14 protein-coding genes are annotated in these 18,362 nt (G+C 71.8%); 4 read left to right on the top strand and 10 right to left on the bottom strand.

Annotation, left to right across the window (positions count from 1 at the left end):
- Positions 1–12: 12 nt before the first annotated feature.
- Positions 13–525 carry a MarR family transcriptional regulator gene (locus tag AB0J42_RS15630; RefSeq protein WP_364294120.1) on the top strand — a complete coding sequence of 171 codons (513 nt, stop codon included), beginning with the start codon at positions 13–15 and terminating at the stop codon, positions 523–525.
- A gap of 9 nt (positions 526–534) precedes the next feature.
- On the opposite strand, the gene AB0J42_RS15625 is transcribed toward AB0J42_RS15630, so the two are convergent.
- The 4 genes from AB0J42_RS15625 to AB0J42_RS15610 form a co-directional block, all read right to left on the bottom strand.
- A complete protein-coding gene (locus tag AB0J42_RS15625; protein ID WP_364294117.1) occupies positions 535–690 on the bottom strand; it encodes a hypothetical protein in 156 nt (51 codons plus the stop codon).
- Between the two features lie 643 nt (positions 691–1,333).
- Positions 1,334–1,672 (bottom strand): Lsr2 family protein, encoded by a 339-nt coding sequence (locus AB0J42_RS15620; RefSeq protein WP_364294114.1) that lies wholly within the window; start codon positions 1,670–1,672, stop codon positions 1,334–1,336.
- A gap of 904 nt (positions 1,673–2,576) precedes the next feature.
- The gene (locus AB0J42_RS15615; RefSeq protein WP_364294111.1) at positions 2,577–3,290 is read right to left on the bottom strand and encodes a hypothetical protein; all 714 of its coding nucleotides are present in this window, start codon (positions 3,288–3,290) and stop codon (positions 2,577–2,579) included.
- A 51-nt stretch (positions 3,291–3,341) separates the two neighbouring features.
- On the bottom strand, positions 3,342–4,556 hold the full coding sequence (locus tag AB0J42_RS15610) for an erythromycin esterase family protein (RefSeq protein ID WP_364294108.1): 1,215 nt from the start codon (positions 4,554–4,556) through the stop codon (positions 3,342–3,344).
- A 403-nt stretch (positions 4,557–4,959) separates the two neighbouring features.
- On the opposite strand from AB0J42_RS15610, the gene AB0J42_RS15605 reads away from it, so the two are divergent.
- Complete coding sequence (locus AB0J42_RS15605) at positions 4,960–6,384, top strand: family 43 glycosylhydrolase (RefSeq protein WP_364294105.1); 1,425 nt, start codon at positions 4,960–4,962, stop codon at positions 6,382–6,384.
- A 99-nt stretch (positions 6,385–6,483) separates the two neighbouring features.
- A complete protein-coding gene (locus tag AB0J42_RS15600; RefSeq protein WP_364294102.1) occupies positions 6,484–9,036 on the top strand; it encodes an ATP-dependent Clp protease ATP-binding subunit in 2,553 nt (850 codons plus the stop codon).
- Here AB0J42_RS15600 and AB0J42_RS15595 read toward each other — a convergent pair.
- On the bottom strand, positions 9,027–12,467 hold the full coding sequence (locus AB0J42_RS15595; RefSeq protein ID WP_364294099.1) for an indolepyruvate ferredoxin oxidoreductase family protein: 3,441 nt from the start codon (positions 12,465–12,467) through the stop codon (positions 9,027–9,029). The two genes, AB0J42_RS15600 and AB0J42_RS15595, sit on opposite strands and share 10 nt — an antisense overlap.
- A gap of 187 nt (positions 12,468–12,654) precedes the next feature.
- Here AB0J42_RS15595 and AB0J42_RS15590 point away from each other — a divergent pair, with 187 nt between their 5' ends.
- Positions 12,655–13,419, top strand: coding sequence for an SDR family oxidoreductase (locus tag AB0J42_RS15590; protein WP_364294097.1), 765 nt, complete (start codon positions 12,655–12,657; stop codon positions 13,417–13,419).
- Positions 13,420–13,505: 86 nt separating this feature from the next.
- Here the strand turns inward: AB0J42_RS15590 and AB0J42_RS15585 are convergent, their stop codons facing one another.
- The 5 genes from AB0J42_RS15585 to AB0J42_RS15565 are packed head-to-tail and all read right to left on the bottom strand — an operon-like array spanning position 13,506 to position 18,084.
- Complete coding sequence (locus AB0J42_RS15585) at positions 13,506–14,714, bottom strand: ABC transporter substrate-binding protein (protein ID WP_364294094.1); 1,209 nt, start codon at positions 14,712–14,714, stop codon at positions 13,506–13,508.
- Positions 14,715–14,743: 29 nt separating this feature from the next.
- Positions 14,744–15,451, bottom strand: a complete 708-nt coding sequence (locus AB0J42_RS15580) for an ABC transporter ATP-binding protein (RefSeq protein WP_364294091.1) — start codon at positions 15,449–15,451, stop codon at positions 14,744–14,746.
- The gene (locus AB0J42_RS15575; protein ID WP_364294088.1) at positions 15,432–16,202 is read right to left on the bottom strand and encodes an ABC transporter ATP-binding protein; all 771 of its coding nucleotides are present in this window, start codon (positions 16,200–16,202) and stop codon (positions 15,432–15,434) included. Before AB0J42_RS15575 ends, AB0J42_RS15580 begins: the two co-directional genes overlap by 20 nt.
- The gene (locus tag AB0J42_RS15570) at positions 16,199–17,218 is read right to left on the bottom strand and encodes a branched-chain amino acid ABC transporter permease (protein ID WP_364294085.1); all 1,020 of its coding nucleotides are present in this window, start codon (positions 17,216–17,218) and stop codon (positions 16,199–16,201) included. Before AB0J42_RS15570 ends, AB0J42_RS15575 begins: the two co-directional genes overlap by 4 nt.
- The gene (locus AB0J42_RS15565) at positions 17,218–18,084 is read right to left on the bottom strand and encodes a branched-chain amino acid ABC transporter permease (RefSeq protein ID WP_364294082.1); all 867 of its coding nucleotides are present in this window, start codon (positions 18,082–18,084) and stop codon (positions 17,218–17,220) included. Before AB0J42_RS15565 ends, AB0J42_RS15570 begins: the two co-directional genes overlap by 1 nt.
- Positions 18,085–18,362 lie beyond the last annotated feature (278 nt).

Here is an 18,362-nt window from a genome sequence, read left to right as displayed (position 1 = left end):
ATATTGGCCGCCGTGAGCGAGTATTCAGACCACGTAGCCCGGATCCAGCAGGCGTGGGCCCGCGAACGGCCCGACCTGGACGTGCGGCCCCAGGGCGTCATCGGACGGCTCCACCGCCTCGCCGGCCACCTCACCGAGCAGCTCTGCGCGGTCTACCGGCGGTACGGGCTGACGGAAGGGGAGTTCGACGTGCTCGCCACCCTGCGGCGCGCCGGCGAACCCTTCGAACGCGCCCCCGGCGAACTCGCCGCGCACACCATGGTCACCACAGGAGCCATGACCAAGCGCATCGACCGGCTCGAACACGCGGGCCTGGTCACCCGCCGGCGCAGCGCGAGCGACGGGCGCGGGCGGGTCGTCGCCCTCACCGCCGCCGGGCGCAAGCTCATCGACGACGCCTTCACCGAGCACATGCGGAACGAACGCCGCCTGCTCGACTGCCTGACGCCGCAGGAAGCCGATCAACTGGAGTCGCTGCTCGCCACCTGGCTCGCCTGCTTCGAGACGCCCCGCCGGGACGACTGACACGCGGACTCAGGCTCCGAGCCGCTTCTCCATGGTGCGGGCCAGGGCGAGGTACGCGGCTTGAATCGTACGGACCTGCTCCTCAAGATCGTCGACCCGCTTCCGCAGCGCCATCAGCTCCGACTCGATGGCCGGAACGTCGAGGATCACACGCCCACCGCTCATCATCGGTTCACCTCCCAAGCCGTGGTACTCCGATGATGACTACCCCGCCGGAGCCATGACAGCGGCGAACGGCCCCGCCTAGCAGGACTTACGTCCTCGTCCAGCGCGCCCAGGGGCCGTCGGCCGAGCGTCGTGACGGCGCGAAGGAACAACCCGGCGCGCGGGCCACTGGCAGAGGGCGCTCCGGATGCGTCGGCGCGTCGCCGAACGCGGGTGCAAAAAAGGGGGGATCGTCAGCGCCGTAAGGGCGGTCGATGCCGGACGCCGCTACGCGCGGAGCGGAACCTGGCGATGGCGGCACCGGTCAGCAGGGCGTCCCGTAAGATCCCGCCGCATCGAGTAGCGCGCTCCGGGGATCTCGCTCAAATGAGTGGCGCGCCCGCTGATATCTCGCCGCCGTGCCGAGGCGGCGTCGCCTGCGCCGAGGACGGCCTTGATCGGGGTGGGCGGCGGGGGACCGCTTTGAAGACGTAAGGAACAAGGCCGCGACGGCTGCGCGGGCCAGGCGCACCCGGCGGACGGGCGCGGCGGCCATCGGCGTTCCGATCACAGGGGTGCGCAGGCCCGCGGAAGACCTGTCGCCCGAGCCGCGGCAGGAGTCGGCCGCTCCCGGGCGACGCGGGAACCGGAGAGACGAGCGCCCTTAGTGGGCGGCCTCGTACTTCTCCACAACCGAGGACGCGATGCGGCCGCGCTCGCTGACCGGCAGGCCCTGAGCCCGGGCCCACTTGCGGATCTCGGCCGACTTCTCGCGGCTCAGCGCACGCGAGCTGGCCCCGCGCCTGCGCCCGCCCCGCTCGGCCTTGACCGGGCGTGCCTTGTTGATGAAGGGCGACAGAGCCTTGCGCAGCGCTTCCTCGTTCTTCTCGGCAAGATCAATCTCATAGTTGATGCCGTCGAGGCCGAACTTGACGACGTTCTCGGACTCCATCTCGGTGCCGTCGAGGTCGTCAATGTAAATCTCGCGAATCAGCTTAGCCATGCTCAGCTCCATACTCATAGGGTTCACGTCTACTGTAGCGGGCTTCAGTAGACGAGACGTACTTCTACGACTATGGTGCCAGCCAAACGAAGTCGCAACTGGTGCCGGTCGTGCACGCGTACATGGAACAGTACGCGACCAGGCAGCGACGGCATGGCAGAACCGGACCGATTCAAGGTGGGGCGAAGCCGACTCGAACTTCAGGATGAACGGAATGCCTGCCCAAAGGGCTGCTTCCGTCTCATCACTCCGCGTTGACCAGCGCTTGGTCGGCCCAGCCGGGCGCGATCCCGCGCGCATCCCGGGCGGGCCGGGGCGTCGGCGCACCCATTTCACTGGGTAATGAGAAAAGCCGGGCCGGGCCCCGCGCAGGTTTCCGCCGGTGGTGAGCGCGGCTTCAGCAAAGCCCGCGGCGGGCTTTTCGGCGGCTGGACCGATCTATCGATCACTGTTCCGCTATCGAAATCGAATTTAGGGAACTCTCCGGGCCGGCCACGCATAGAGACGGCCCGGTGCCGCATCGGGCAAAGGAGTACCTTAAGGGAACGGCGACCGGGCCGGAAGGCCCATCGGCCCGGCGGTCACTCTGGCTCGCCCGCCGGCGAACGGCAGTTCCGGGGATCGCTGCAGCGCAAAGGCTGGTAAGAGCACGTACCGCATGATGCGGACATCGGACGGCAATCGGGCGGCACCATAGCGGAATGGGCCTCAGGTGGGGAAACCTGCCGGCATCGCAGTCGAAATGGGCTTCAGAAGGGGCCCGGCGGCACCCTAGCCGATGGGCGTTCGAGGGTCTCCGGCGGGCACCGGTCCTGTCATCGGCGAAGCGATTCAGGGTCTCCGGCGGGCGCCGATCCTGTCATCGGCGGAGCGGTCATCGATGACGGAAAGGCCGGAACGGGCGTCAGGCGCGGAGCGCGGCTTCCAGATCGTCGAGGGCGGCCAGGGTGACCGCGACTTCGGCCCGCTCCGCCTCAGAGAGTTCGAGCGCGCGGGCCCGGGTGAGGGCGTCGCCCGCGGCGGCCGCGTCCCCGGCGCGGAGCGCGAGCTCGGCGCGGTAGGCGAGCGCTTCGAGTAGTTCGGCCGCCGTCGCCGTGTCCTCGTCCCGGGCCAGGGCCGCGTCCAGGATCTGGGCCGCCCGGACGTGCTTGCCGTGGGAGTCGCCCATCACGACCGCCCGGCTCAAGGAGGTGGTGAGCCGGCCCTCGGCCCCCTCACCGGAGGGGGAGGCGGCGGCCGAGAACCGGATCCAGTTCCCGCCGGGGTCCACGACTGCGAACCCGGAGCGGTTCCCGTCGTTGCGGCGCTTGCGGGGCCGGGTGATCCGCGGAATCCCGGACACCAGGAGCTTGCCGCGGGCGGCCCGCATGCCCGCGGCGAAAGCGTCGAACAGCGCCCCGGTGTCGGGCACGATCACCACGCAGCTCCCGTAGGAGTTCTCGGGCTCGAAGTCCGGCATGCCGAAGAAGCCCAGCCGGAGATCCTCCCGTTCGAGCGCCACGTACGGATTCGGGCGCACCTGATAGTAGGTACGAGTGAAGCCCAGCATGGTGTAGAACTCGACGATCTCGTCGATGGACCGGCAGGGAAGCAGGGGAATCGTGATCTCGCCGGCCATGACCGCTCCTTCTAGTCAAAGTTGACTAAAAAGCAGCCTATATCCTACTGGTCAAGTTTGACCAGCAGCGCTCCCGTACGAGTCCTTGACGAACACGATCCCGTCGCTCCCCGTCAGATGCTCAGCACTCAGCGGCGCGTAGCCGAACCAGGAGGACTCACGAGCGACGGGCGCGTCACCGAGGGCGGCCCTCAGCCGCCGGGGGTCCACGAGACAGCGATCCCGCTCAAGCGCGTACAGCACCCCCTCGACGGTGCCCGGGGGAGGCGTGTCCACGCCGCGATGCCGGAGAGTGCCCAGCGCCGTGGCCAGGAAGGCGTACTCCCCGCCCAGACGGGCCTCCACGATCGCGCCCGCGCTCCACCACTCCACCCGCAGATCGCCCAGCCGCGTCGAGCTCCGGTGCCGCTGGAAGTGCGCGTTGTGGGCGTGGGCCAGCACCGGCCCCCGCTCGGCGGCGGCCAGGAGGTTCGCGGCCAGCATCGCGCTCCGCACGCCCACCAGCCGGGCCATCCGCCCCGGGGAGGTGTCGGCCAGCCAGTAGTGGTAGCGCAGCAGCCCGACCGCGGTCCGCCCGTACAGCCGCGCCCGATCCCACTCGTCCCGCGAGGACGCCGCGATCAGATGCGGCGTCTCCGCGTCGAGCAGCGCCACCAGATCGTCGGCGATCAGCCGCAGCTCCGCCGCCTCCGCCGACCGCCCGACCGACCGCGACGGATCCATCAGCGCGTCGGGGTCGGACCACCGCTCGTCGGCCCCGAGCAGCCGGTCGAGCGTCTCCGCCGCGCACGGGAGCAGCTCCGCGTCCAGCCGGGCGGCCAGGTAACCGTGGAGCGCCGTCAGCGCCTCCCGCGGACTCGCGGCCCCGGTCATCTCCAGCGACCCGTCGCACCCGGCGAACCGCACCTGCTCGGCCGCGGGCCGGCCCTCGTTGTACGCGCGCATCCACCGTACGAGCGCGCGGTTGGGCGGAGCCGTGTGCCAGCCGTGGCTGATGCCGCGCGCCAGGACCTCGTCGAGAGAGCCGGTGCCCGTGGTGACGTAGTCGTCCACCACCAGCCCCATCATGCAGTCGCTCTCGATCGCGATGGTCCGGTAGCCGCCGTCCTCGACGAGCTGCCGGAAGAGCTCGTTCCTGACCTCGAGGAGAAGATCCTCATTGTGGGTCGGCTCACCCAGAGCCAGCACCCGGGGCCACGACGAGAGCAGCCCCAGCACGGCCCCGGACTCCACGGCCTGCACGGCGTCCCTGATTCCGATCGTCATGCCTTGGACCGTATCCCTGGACGAACGGTTGGCAGTTTTCCTGGATCCACACAGGTAGAACGGCGCGAACCTTCAAAGCAGGCGGCAGCCCTTGACCGCGACGTGACCGCCGCACAGCCGCCCCCGACCGGATCGCCACCGCGCCCGCGGGCACCCCACCCCGCATCATCGGCCCGGAGTGCTGGCCCCGCCGCGCGGAGGTCCGCGTCAACGAGCTCATCCGCGGCCGGAACGGTCACGAGCCGGTCCCGGACGTGCTGGTTTCCTAAAGGCCGGTGCAACTTTCAGCGCTCTCTTGACCGCCGGAAAGTTCGTGCTGACACTGAGGAACACCGTCCTTCACTCCGGCCCGTCAGAAACCTAGCCCGGTCTGTTAACGCTAACATTCGAGAGGCGCACCCCCATGAACAGATCCTCCCTGTTACCGGGCCTGCGCGCCGCCGTCGTGGCGCTGCTGGTCCTGCTCCAGTCCCTCGTGGCCGTCGCCCCGGCCGCCGCCGCCACGATCGACACGAACGCCTGGTACGTGCTGGTCAACCGGCACAGCGGCAAGGTCATGGACGTGTACGAACGAGCCACCGGCGACGGCGCCGCCATCGTCCAATGGGCCCGCAACGACGGCGCCTGGCAGCAGTGGCAGTTCGCCGACTCCGGCGGCGGCCACTACCGCCTGCGCTCCCGCCACAGCGGCAAGGTCCTCGACGTCTACGACCACTCCACCGCCGACGGCGCGGACATCGTCCAGTGGAGCGACCACAACGGCGCCAACCAGCAGTTCCGCGTCGCCGACACCGGCGACGGCCACATCAGGCTGATCAACCGCAACAGCGGCAAGGCCCTGGAAGTCTGGGAATGGTCCACCGCCGACGGCGGGCGGCTGTCGCAGTACACCGACCTGAACGGCGCCAACCAGCAGTGGCGGCTGGTCAAGGTGGGCGACTCGCCCGCCTACCCGAACCCGGGCCGCGTCACCGGCGACACCGGCGTGCACGACCCCGAGGTGGCCAAGACCCCCTCCGGCGGCTACCTGCTGGCCCACACCGGCGACGGCATCTCGCTGAAGACCTCCTCCGACCGCACCGCCTGGCGGAACGCCGGTTCCGCGTTCCCCGGCGGCGCGCCGTGGGCGCACCCGTACACCGACGGGAGCAACCACCTCTGGGCGCCCGACATCACCTACACCGGCGGCCGGTACGTCATGTACTACTCGGCCTCCACCTTCGGCTCCAACCGCTCCGCGATCTTCCTGGCCACCAGCAGCACGGGAGCGTCCGGATCGTGGACCAACCAGGGCCTGGTCATCGAGTCGCGCACCTCCGACAACTACAACGCCATCGACCCCAACCTGGTCATCGACGACCAGGGCCGCTGGTGGCTGAGCTTCGGCTCGTTCTGGTCCGGCATCAAGATGATCCAGCTCGACCCGGCCACCGGCAGGCGGCTCGGCTCGTCCCTCATCTCCATCGCCGGCCGCAACGGCGGCGCGATCGAGGCGCCGACCATCTACAAGCACGGCGGCTACTACTACCTGCTGGTCTCCTTCGACGCCTGCTGCCGCGGCGCCGCCAGCACCTACCGCGTCATGGCGGGCCGCTCCACCTCCGTCACCGGCCCGTACGTGGACCGCGCCGGAGTGGCGCTGACCGCGGGCGGCGGCACGGAGATCCTGGCCGGTCACGGTGACATCCACGGCCCCGGCCACCAGGCGGTCCTCGCCGACGCCGACGGCGACGTCCTCTTCTACCACTGGTACGCGGGAGACGGCTCCTCCCGGCTGGGCATCAACAAGATCGGTTACGACGCGGCCGGGTGGCCCTACGTCCACTGACACCCCCGGGCGGGGTCGGCCACGCCCCGCCCCCGCCCTGGTTACCTCTCCACACCACGGGTAGGCGGGCGGAACCGACGTCATCTCGGGGGAGGATCCATGACAACGGGGGATTTCTGGAACTACGGCTTCGGCCCCATGGACGATCTGCTCGCCAGGTTCTTCGGGTACGGTCAGCAGCCGTTCTCCCGGCGCGTCGACATCGGCAAACTCCTCAGCGAGGACGCGATCGACCTGCTGCGCAAGGCGACCCAGCAGGCGGCCGAGTGGGGCGCCGACTACGTGGACACCGAGCACATGCTGTGGGCGGCCGCCCAGGTGGACAGCGCCCGGCAGGCGCTTGAGCAGGCCGGGGGCGACCCGGACGCGCTGGCCGCGCAGGTGGAGCAGTCCGTCGAGCGGCGCGAACCCCGCCAGGGCCCGATGGCCCTCGCCCCGGCCGCCAAACGGGCCCTGCTGGACGCCCGGCAGGTCGCGCAGGCCACCGGCGCCTCCTACATCGACCCGCCGCACCTGGTGCTCGCCATGGCGGCGAACCCCCAGTCGATGGCAGGCCGCCTGCTCCGCGAGGCCCACATCACCCCGCAGTCGTTCGTACCGCAGGAAGGGGAGCCGCTGCCCAGCCAGCAGGCGCCGCCCAGCAGCACCCCCACGCTGGACCAGTTCGGCCGCGACCTCACCGCGGCCGCCCGCGAGGGCGGCATCGACCCCGTGGTCGGCCGCGACCAGGAGATCCTGCGCGCGATCGAGGTGCTGTCCAGGCGGACCAAGAACAACCCGGCGCTGATCGGCGAGCCCGGCGTCGGCAAGACGGCGGTCGTCGAGGGGCTGGCGCAGCGCATCGCGGACGGCGAGGTGCCCGAGTCGCTGAAGAGGAAGCGCGTCGTCCAGCTCGACCTGCCCGGCCTGGTCGCCGGGACGAAGTTCCGCGGCGAGTTCGAGGAGCGCCTGACCAAGCTCATGGAGGAGATCCGCGCGCACACCGGCGAGCTCATCGTCTTCATCGACGAGCTGCACACGGTCGTGGGCGCGGGCGGCGCCGAGGGCGCCATCGACGCCTCCAACATGCTCAAACCCGCCCTGGCGCGCGGCGAGCTGCACGTGATCGGCGCCACCACGCTCGACGAGTACCGTCGGTACGTGGAGAAGGACGCCGCGCTCGAACGGCGCTTCCAGCCCATCCTGGTGCCCGAGCCGAGCGTCGAGGACACCATCGAGATCCTGCGCGGCCTGCGCGACCGGTACGAGGCGCACCACCAGGTGAAGTTCACCGACGAGGCGCTGGTCGCCGCGGCCGACCTGTCCGACCGGTACGTCTCAGGCCGGTACCTGCCCGACAAGGCGATCGACCTGATGGACGAGGCCGGCGCCCGGGTGGCGCTGGCCACCGGCGCCCCCACGACCGGCACCCGCGAACTGGAGGAGGAGCTCGACCACCGCCAGCGGGAGAAGGAACAGGCGGTGGCCCGCGAGGACTACGAACGGGCCCGCGAGCTCCGCGACGAGATCGCCGGCCTCCAGGCCCGCATCGAGGAGGCGCGCGAAGGACGCCGCGGCATCGCCGAAGTGACCGTGGAAGACATCGCCTCGGTCGTCTCCCGCGCCACCGGCATCCCCGTCGCCCAGCTCACCGAGGAGGAACGGGACCGGCTGCTGGGCCTGGAGGAACACCTGCACCAGCGCGTCATCGGGCAGAACGAGGCGGTGTCGGCGGTCGCCGAGGCCGTGCGCCGCTCCCGCGCCGGGCTGAGCGACCCCGCCCGGCCGATCGGCTCCTTCCTGTTCCTCGGCCCCACCGGGGTCGGCAAGACCGAGCTGGCCCGGGCCCTGGCCGAAGCGCTCTTCGGCGAGCAGGACCGGATGATCCGGCTGGACATGAGCGAGTTCCAGGAACGCCACACCGTCTCGCGGCTCGTCGGGGCGCCCCCCGGCTACGTGGGCTACGAGGAGGCGGGCCAGCTCACCGAGCAGGTGCGGCGCAAGCCGTACTCGGTGATCCTGCTGGACGAGATCGAGAAGGCCCACCCGGACGTGTTCAACCTGCTGCTGCAGGTGCTGGAGGACGGGCGGCTGACCGACGGCCAGGGCCGGACCGTGGACTTCCGCAACACCGTGCTCATCATGACGTCCAACCTGGGCGCCGACGTCATCATGGCGCACCGCGACGACGAGCAGGGCCTGCGCAGCCAGCTCTCGCGGCTGCTGCAGATGCGTTTCCGGCCCGAGTTCCTCAACCGCGTCGACGAGACCATCGTCTTCCGCGGCCTCGACGCCGAACAGCTCCGCCAGATCACCGTCCTGCTGCTGGAGGAGACCCGGCGGCGGCTGCACGCCCAGGGCGTGACCATGGAGATCGAACCGGACGCCGTCGACTGGCTCGCCCGGGAGGGCTACCAGCCGCACTTCGGCGCCCGCCCGCTGCGCCGCACCATCCAGCGCAAGCTCGACAACACCCTGTCGCGGCTCCTGCTGGACGGCACGCTCAAGGCGGAACAGCGCGCCCACATCGGCGTCAAGAACGGCGACCTGGCCATCACCGTCCTCGACCCGGACGCCGACCTCGCCGGCACCGAACCGCAGGCCCTGGTCAGCCCGGAACCCCGCGCCAACGAGGAGCGCCGCAAGGCGGAGGACACGGGGCTCTATCTCTGATCGGCGTGGCTTGCCAGGGGAGCGTCGAAGCGGGCCCGTAGCGCGGCCAGCCGCTCGCGGTACTTCTCGACGTTGCGCAGCTTCACGTCCTCGTACCCGCGCACCTGGTCCGGGAGGCCGGCCAGCTCGACGGCGAGCGCGATGTTGTCCGGGGAGAGCCGGCCGGCGACGTGCTCCACCAGCTCGGCGTACTCCCGCACCAGCTCGCGCTCGACCCGGCGCACTCTCGTACGGCCGAACGGGTCGAACGGGGTGCCGCGGAGGCGGCGCAGCCCGCGCAGGGCCACCAGCGCCGGGCGGAACCACGGCCCGAGTGTGAGCTTGCGCCGCACGCCCAGCGCCCGCAGGAACGGCGGGTGCAGCTTCCACGACGCCCTGGCGCCGGGGCCGAACCGCTCCGCCAGCGCCGCCCGGACGTCGTCGCCGAGGCAGAGGCGGGCCACCTCGTACTCGTCCTTGTAGGCCATCAGCTTGAACAGGTGGCGCGCGACCGACTCGGTGAAGGCGGTCGACCCGGGCACCCGGGACGCCTCCAGCGAGCGCACCCGTTCCACCAGGGTGGTGTAGCGGCGGGCGTAGCCGAGGTCCTGGTAGGCCCGCAGCTCGTGCGACCGGAGGGCCACCAGCCGGGCCAGCTCCGACCCCGGGGGCGCCTGCACGATGCCGGTCACGTCCTCCCGGGGAGCGGGCTCGGCCCGTGCTTCAGGCGCGGCGGGCGTGCTGACGAACCGGCGGCCGTGCCGGAACGCCTGAAGGTTCGTCTCCACCGCGACGCCGTTGAGCCGGATCGCCTCCTCGATCGCCTCGGCCGGCAGCGGGATCGCCCCCTGCTGGTAGGCGACGCCCACCAGCAGCATGTTGGCCGTCTGGTCGTCGCCGAACAGGGCGGAGGCCAGCGCCCGCGCGTCCAGCAGGCGGACCGGGCCGGGGCGGACCCGGTCCAGGATCGGCGCGGTCAGCTCCTCCTGGGCGGGGAAGCCGGCCGCGGGATCGGCGACCATCCGCCCGGTGGGCACCTCGGACGTGGACAGCACCGCGACGGTCCGCTCGGGCGAGGCGACCGTCAGGTTCCCGGGGTCGGCGGCGACCAGCAGATCGCAGCCGAGGTACAGGTCGCACTCGCCCTCGGCGAGCCGGTTGGAGGTCAGCCGCCGCTCGCGGGAGAACTTCACGTCCGACACCACCGCCCCGCCCTTCTGCGCGAGCCCCGTCTGGTCGAGCGACCGCGCGTGCCAGCCGGCGATCAGCCCCGCGGTGGCGAGGATCTGGGAGACCGTGACGACGCCGGTCCCGCCGATGCCGAGCACCCGGACGCCGAAGGCGTCGCCGTCCACCACGGGCTCCGGCTCCGGCAGGTCCGCCGCCTCGATCGTGCCGGGCGCGCGGGTGACGGGGGCGGCGGAGACCGTCATGAAGGCGGGGCAGTCGCCGTCCAGGCAGCTGGCGTCGAGGTTGCAGGACGCCTGATGGATGCGGGTCTTGCGGCCGTACTCCGTCGCCACCGGCTGCACCGACAGGCAGTTGGACACGCGCCCGCAGTCGCCGCAGCCCTCGCAGACGCGCTCGTTGATGAAGACCCGCGTGGCGGGCTGCGGGAGCAGCCCCCGCTTGCGCCTGCGCCGGGTCTCGGTCGCGCACTCCTGGTCGTGCAGCAGGACGGTGACGCCCGGAGTCTCGGCGAGGACCCGCTGCGCCTCCTCGACGCGCGACCGGTCCCACACCCGCACGCCGCGCGGCAGCCGGACCCGGCGGTAGCGGCGCAGGTCCTCCGTCGTGATGATGATCTTCGAGACGCCCTCGGCCAGGAGCACGCCGACGATCTGCGCCACGCCCATCCCGCCGACCGTCCGCTGCCCTCCGGTCATGGCCACGGCGGAGTTGTAGAGCAGCTTGTACGTGATGTCGACGCCCGCCGCCACCGCCGCCCGGATTGCCAGGGAGCCGGAGTGGTCGAAGGTGCCGTCGCCGAGGTTCTGCACGTAGTGCCCGCGCTCGACGAAGGGCGCCATCCCCAGCCACTGCAGGCCCTCGCCGCCCATCTGGGTGAGCCCGGTGACGGCGCCGACCTGGGCCTCGTCCATGAGCACCACCATCGCGTGGCAGCCGATGCCGCCGCCGACCAGGCTGCCCTCCACCGTCTTGGTGGAGGTGTTGTGCGGGCAGCCCGAGCAGAAGTACGGCGCGCGCCGCAGCAGCGGCAGCTCCCGGCGCGGGCGGGCACGGGGCGGTTCGGGCCGTACGGGGACGCCGTGCGCGAGCAGCCGCCGGCGCAGCCGGGGGACGATCGCGTCCACGTCCAGCTCCCCGTACGCGGGGACCAGCTCCTCGCCGCCGGGATCGCGCTTGCCGGTGACGAGGGGGGCGGCCGGACGGCCGTAGAGGATGTCGCGTACGGCCGACTCCAGGAAGGAGCGCTTCTCCTCGACGACCACGATCTCCGCCAGCCCGTCGGCGAACTCGCGGACGGTCTCCTCCTCCAGCGGGAACGGCATGCTCACCCGGAGCAGCCGGACCCCGCTCTCGGGCAGGTCCGCCTCGTCGATGCCCAGCCGCCGCAGCGACTCCACCACGTCCAGGTACGTGCGGCCCGCCGCGACCACGCCCACCCGGTCGCCGCCGGCCGCCCCCACGACGCGGTTCAGGCGGTTGAGCCGGGCGTACTCGCGGGCCAGCCGCAGCCGGTCGGCCACCAGGCCGCGTTCGAGCGGCCCCAGCGTGGGCTGGAGCAGCCGCGCGGTGGGCCGGTGGCGCTTGGCGCCCGGCGGGAGCAGCGGTTCGGGACGCTCGTCGTCGAGGTACACCGTCGAGGAGCCGTCGGCCACCGCGGTGACCACCTTCAGCCCCACCCACAGCCCGGACGCCCGGGACAGCTCGACGGCGTGCAACCCCAGGTCCAGCACGTCCTGGGAGTCGGCCGGGTACAGGAACGGCATGGCCAGGTCGGCCAGCGCGAACTCCGAGGAGCAGGGGACGCTGGAGGACTTGGCCGCGGGGTCGTCGCCCACCAGCACGAGCGCGCCGCCGTCCGGGTGGGCGCCCATCAGGTTGCCGTGCCGCAGCGCGTCCGTGGCCCGGTCCAGCCCCGGGGCCTTGCCGTACCAGATGCCGAGCACGCCGTCGTACCGGGCGCCGTCGAGGGTGTTGGCGAGCTGGCTGCCCTGCACCGCGGTCGCCGCGCTCTCCTCGTTCAGCCCAGGCTGGAAGACCACGTCGTTGGCCTCGAGGAGGCGGCGCTGCCGGTGCAGCTCCAGGTCGTAGCCGCCGAGCGGGGAGCCTTCGTAGCCGGAGACGAAGGTCGCGACCCGCCGGCCCCGGGTCAGGTCGCGGCGGTGCTGGTCGATCGGCAGCCGGGCGAGGGCCTGCACGCCGGTCAGCTGGACGCGTCCGGCGGTCGCCTCGTAGCGGTCCTCCAGTCTCATCCGCTCCGTCATCACGTCGTCCCTTCCGCGAGTCGCTGGGCGCGATTCAGCCAGGGAGGCGGGCCGGGCTCAAGCGGCTCTGGGCCACTGGCCCAGAAAGAGGCGGCCGGCGGGCGCGTCCGCTGGCCGCTTGATCAGTAGCTAGACGATTAACGACTACGGTAGATTTCCTTCGAGGACAGTCAGATCGGAGGCTTCGGTGGGGCGTTCACTCGAAGGGATGCCGGTGCTCGTCACCGGAGGCGGGTCCGGGCTCGGCGAGGCGGTGGTCTACCGGCTGGTCAAGGCCGGCGCGAAGGTGACCCTGGCCGGCCGGCGCGCGGAGAAGGTGGAAGCGGTCGCCCGGCGGGCCGGTGCGGGTGCGTGCGGCGTCGTCGGCGACGTCACCGTCGCCGACGACCGCGAGCGGATGGTCGCCCGCGCCGTGGAGCACGGCGGCGGGCTGGAAGCGGTGGTGCACGCCGCGGGCAACATGTACCGGGGCGCGCTCGAGGAGCTCGACGAGCAGGCGCTGCACGACGTGTTCGCCTCCAACACGATCGGCCCCATGATGCTGACGGCGCTCGCCCTGCCGCACCTGAGGGAGCGCTCCGGCGCCGTCGTCTTCTTCGGTTCGGTGCACACCCAGCGGGCCTTCCCCGGCGCTTCCCCGTACGCCGCCACCAAGGGCGCGCTGGAGACGCTGACCGGAGTCCTCGCCGCGGAGCTGGGGCCGCAGGGCGTGCGGGTCGGCTGCGTGCGCCCGGGCGGCGTGCTGACCGAGCTCAACCAGCGGGCCGGGCTCATGGACGACGCCACCGCCGCCGACCGCATGCGGGAGCTGGGCGCGGCCCACGCGCTGGGCCGCGCGGGAACCCCCGACGAGGTCGCCGAGGCCGTCGAGTACCTGATCACGGCGGAGTGGGCGACCGGTGCGGTGCTCACCATCGACGGCGGCCTCGGCCTCGGCGTCACCAACGCCTGAAAGCGAGCGGGGGGTCGCCCTCGCCCCCGCCGTCGCCAACGCCTGAAAGCGGGGGCGCGTCGCCCGCGCCCCCGCCCTTCAGCCGGTCAGGTCACGGGCTTGCCGGGCTCCAGCCACTCGTCGGTGACGGGCTTCCACTCAGAGCCGTCCCACTCGGCCACCTTCGCGCCGGTGGTGCCGACGTGCCCGCCCTCGGCCGCCGGGCCGAAAGTGATCGGCGGGTAGATGCCGGAGGCGTGCCCCTCCAGCGACTCGGCGGTCTTCTGGAAGTTCGCCCAGCTCAGGTCGTCGCCCATCTTCTCCACGATGTCGAAGAAGATCTTCGTGCTGGCGTAGGCCTGCAGAGCGTAGGCGCTGAGGGCCTCATCCGGGTTGACGGCCTCCTGCACGGTGCGCCAGGCCGCCACCTCGGGCGTGTCCGACGTCGGCAGCTCCGAGATGTACGTGCCGTACACGCCCTTGGCGGCCTCTCCCGCCGGGCTGACCGTGCCCGCGCTGCCCGTGGTCACGGTCGAGGAGGTGCCCATGATGGTGGGCTTCCAGCCCAGCTCGTCCACCGCCTTCATGATCAGCGCGGACTGGGTGTTGTCCGTGCCGAGCACGATCGCGTCCGGCTTGGCCTCGCGGACCTTGAGCACCGCCGAGCTCACCTCGGTCGAGTTCGGCTCGGTCGTCTCGTTCGCGACGACCTCGATCCCGGTGACCTCGGCCTCCTCCTTGACCCCGTCCCGGATGGAGTGGCCGAGCTCGTTGTCCTGCCCGATGACGGCGACCTTCTTGACCCCCTTGCCCGCCAGGAAGTCGACGATCACCCTGCCCTGGTCACGCTGGCTGGTGCCGAGCAGGTACACCGAGTCCTGCTGCGGGTCGGGCGGCAGCACCGGCGCGAACAGCGGCATGCCCTTCTGCTTCAGGTACGGGTAGCTGCCCGGGATGTTGGCCGACCCGGCGGGGGAGACCACCGCGTACACCTTCTCCTGGTCACCCAGCCGGCGGATGTTGGCGACGCTGCGCGCCGCCTCGAACCCGTCGTCGAGCACGACGAGCTTCACCTGGCGGCCTTGGACGCCGCCGTTGTCGTTGATCTCCTTGACCGCGGCGTTGAGCCCGGCCTCGAAGCCCTTGCCGGAGGTCGCGGCGCCGCTGGAGAGCGGCAGGCTGGTGCCGATGGTGATCGTGTCGTCCGTGACCCCTTGCACGGCGGCGTCGCCGGCCGACGGCGCGGCGGCCTGGGACGAGCAGCCCGCGATGGCCAGCGCGGCCAGCAGAGCGGGCAGGGCGAAGAGTGGCCTCATGGGACCCTCCAGTCAGGTGATGCGAGTGTTCAGCCGAGGTAGGCGCGGACGAGGTTCTCCGAGTCCGCGAGCTCTTGGGCGGGGCCGGACGTGTGCACGGCCCCGCCGGCGAGCACGTACGCGCGATCGGCGATGTCGAGCACGGCCGAGTTCTGCTCGACGAGCAGGAACGCGGTGCCCGACTCCTCCCGCAACCGCGCGACCAGCTTGAGCAGCTGGTTGACCAGGATCGGCGCGAGACCGAACGACATCTCGTCGACCATCACCAGGCGCGGCCGGCCGATCAGCGCCCTGGCCACGGCCAGCATCTGCTGCTGGCCGCCGGACAGCGAACCGGCCGGCGCCGACAGCTTGTCGCGCAGCGCGTCGAAGACGTCGAGCAGCCTCTCCTCGTCCTGGGCGACGTCCCGGGCGCCGCGCCCGCGGGCGGTGACGCCCAGGCGCAGGTTCTGCCGCACGGTGAGGGAGGACAGGATGCCGCGGCCCTCGGGGACGTGGCCGAGGCCGAGCCGTGCCCGGGCCTCCGGGGTGCGCCTGCCGAGCGTGGTGCCGGCGAAGCTCACCGAGCCCGACCAGGTGGGCAGCACGCCCGACACGGCGCGCAGCGTCGTGGTCTTGCCCGCGCCGTTGACCCCAAGCAGCGCGACGATCTCGCCCTCCGCCACGTCGAGGTTCACGCCGCGCAGCACGGGGACCCGACCGTAACCGGAGGTCAGCTCACGAATCGACAGTAGCAATGCCCGCTCCCAGGTAGGCCTCGACGACGTCGGGATGGGCGACGACCTCGGCGGGGGTGCCGTCCGCCAGGATCCGCCCGAAGTGCAGTGCCGCGACCCGCGGGCACAGCCGCGAGACGAGCTCCAGGTCGTGCTCGATGATCAGGATCGACAGGCCGTCGCGCTCGCCGATCTCCGCCAGCGGCGCCACCATCCGGTCGACGTCGGCGCCGGACAGGCCGGCGGCGGGCTCGTCGAGCAGCACGATGCGGGGCCGCGGCGCCAGCGCGCGGGCGACCTCGACGATCTTCTGGCTGCCCAGAGGCAGGTTGCCGACGGGCTCGGCGGCCAGATCGGCGAGGCCGAAGGCGTCGAGCAGCTCGCGCGCCCGCTCCCGGGCGTCGCGTGCCTTGCGCGAGAGGCCGAAGAAGTCGGCCAGCCCGCCGGCGCCGGTCAGCTCGGCGTCCAGCCCCGCCAGCACGTTCGCCTCGACCGACAGCTCGGTCACCAGCTTGGGAGTCTGGAACGTGCGGCGCACGCCCATGCGGGCCACGGCGGCCGGGCGGCCCGGAGCGACCTCCTCGCCCGCGATGCGCACCGTGCCCGCCGCGGGACGGACGTAGCCGGTCACCACGTTGAACACGGTCGTCTTGCCCGCGCCGTTCGGCCCGATCAGCCCGGTGAACCCCGGGCCGACGGCCAAATCGACGCCCTTGAGCACCTCGTTGCCGCCGAATCGCACGGCGATCCCGGTCAGTTCCAGCGCGTTCATCGGGAGGCTCCCGTCAGGTCGGCCCGCTCCTGCGCGGGCGGCTGCTCCGATGCGGGGGAGGAGGACGAGCGGCGCGCCCGCAGCCGGGCGGGCAGCGAGGCCAGCCCGCGCGGCAGGAACGCGATGGCCAGCGCGAGGATCAGCCCGTACACCAGGCGCTGCCAGCTCCCCAGGTCCTGCAGCAGGTCGCGCAGGACGACCACCACGACCGCGCCGAGGAAGGGCCCGGCGACGTAGCTCACCCCGCCGAGGAAGGCGATGACCAGGAACTCGATAAGCAGCGCCATGTCGAAGATCTCCGGCGTCAGGTACGACAGGCACTGCGCGTACAGCGCCCCGGAGATGCCGGCGATGAACGCCGACAGCGCGAAGGCGAGCAGCTTCGTCTTGGTCGGGCTCAGCCCCAGCGACGGGGCGGCGATCTCGGCGTCGCGCACCACCCGCAGCCGCCTGCCGAGCCCGGCGCGCCCGATGCGCATGACCGCGACCGTGGTGACGGCGGCGACGCCGAGGCACAGGTACCAGCGGCTGCCGTCCGCGTCGAGCCCGGGCAGGACCACGGGCTCCACGGCGACGCCGGCGATGCCGCCGGTGATCGGCGTGGCCTCCACGAAGATGCGGGTCATCAGCTCGGCGAACGCCAGCGTGGCGATCGCCAGGTAGAAGCCCCTCAGCCGGGTGGCTGGCAGGCCGATCAGCACCCCGAACAGCGCCGCGATCAGACCGGCGGTGAGGGCCGCGACCGGCCAGGACCAGCCCTGAGCCACCAGGTAGGTGGTGCCGTACGCCCCCACGCCGAGGAATCCGGCCTGGGCCAGGACGATCTGCCCCGACCACCCCATGATCAGGACGAGCCCGAGCCCGGCCGTCGCCGTCACCAGGACCAGGCACGCCTGGAAGAGCAGGTACGGGTTGATCAGGCCGGGCAGCGCGAGCAGGACGACGGCGGCGGCCACGGCGCCGGCGGCGCCCGCCATCCGCCAGGGCGAGCCGGTGAGCAGGGTGAGCGCCTTCATCAGACCTCCCGGACCTGGTGACGGCCGAACAGGCCTTCCGGCTTGACGGAGAGCACGACGACGATGGCCAGCAGCGCGATCGCGGTCTTGCTCGACGTCGAGATGTACGCGCCCGCCAGGTTCTCCGCGACCCCGAGCGCCAGGCCGCCGACGAACGCCCCGGTGATGCTGGAGAACCCGCCGAGCGTGGCGGCGACGAAGCCCTTGATGAGCAGCCCGGACCCGTTCTGGTCGGTGAGGAGCGACGCCTGCCCCTGCAGCAGCAGCGCGACCGTGGCGATCGCGCCCGCCAGGGCCCAGGAGGTGCGGAACACCGTGGTGACCGAGACGCCGAGCAGCCTCGGCGTCACCCGGTCCTCCGCGATGGCCTGCATCTGCACCCCGAGCGGCGTGCGGAAGAAGAAGATGAGCCCGGCCATCACCGCCAGCCCGACCCCGATGCTGACCAGCTGCTCGTAGGCCACGACCTGCCCGGCCACGGTGAACGAGCCCGCGAACGGGGAGTCGATCTTACGGGGCTCGGATCCCCATACCAGCTGCACGATCGCGTTGATCATGACGAAGACCGCGATGGTCATCAGAACTGTGGCGAAGTGGTTCTCCGCCAGGATCGGACGGATAGCCGTTCGTTCCACCACTACGGCCAGTACCACGCCGATGAGCAGTCCGACCGGGACGGCCGCCCACCAGGACAGGTTGGTGCCGTCGATGAGTGCCCAGGTGCAGAAGGCCGGGAGTAGTCCCAGCTCAGCCATGGCAAAGTTGGGCACATCGGTTGCCTTCAGGACCAGGACGATCGCGAGCGCCATGAGGGAGTACCAGCTTCCCGCCTGCAACCCGCTGATGATCTGTTGCCACACGGTCACGCCTCCAAGCCTTTAGTCGTCAGGATGCTAACGTCCAAAGAACGAAGGCAACAGTCCCGATTTGGCAACGATGCGCCTAGATTCGGTCGGCGGAGAGTGATCAAGCTGGTCCGGCCCGCGGGCACGCCGAAACGGCGCCCATCGACGCGATGGACGCCGTGACCGATGCGTGCGGGCGGGCCCGCGGGGTCAGCGGGACACGTCGTTGCCGCGCCGCCGCCCGGGGGCGGGCGGCGGCGCGGCCGCCCCGCGGGTCGGCCCCGCGGGCGCGGGGCCCA

It is taken from the genome of Nonomuraea sp. NPDC049649, from assembly GCF_040675175.1.
In the GTDB taxonomy this organism is placed as follows: domain Bacteria; phylum Actinomycetota; class Actinomycetes; order Streptosporangiales; family Streptosporangiaceae; genus Nonomuraea.
Note: the sequence above shows the minus strand (reverse complement) of the source record. Positions and strands in the feature narration are given on the sequence as shown.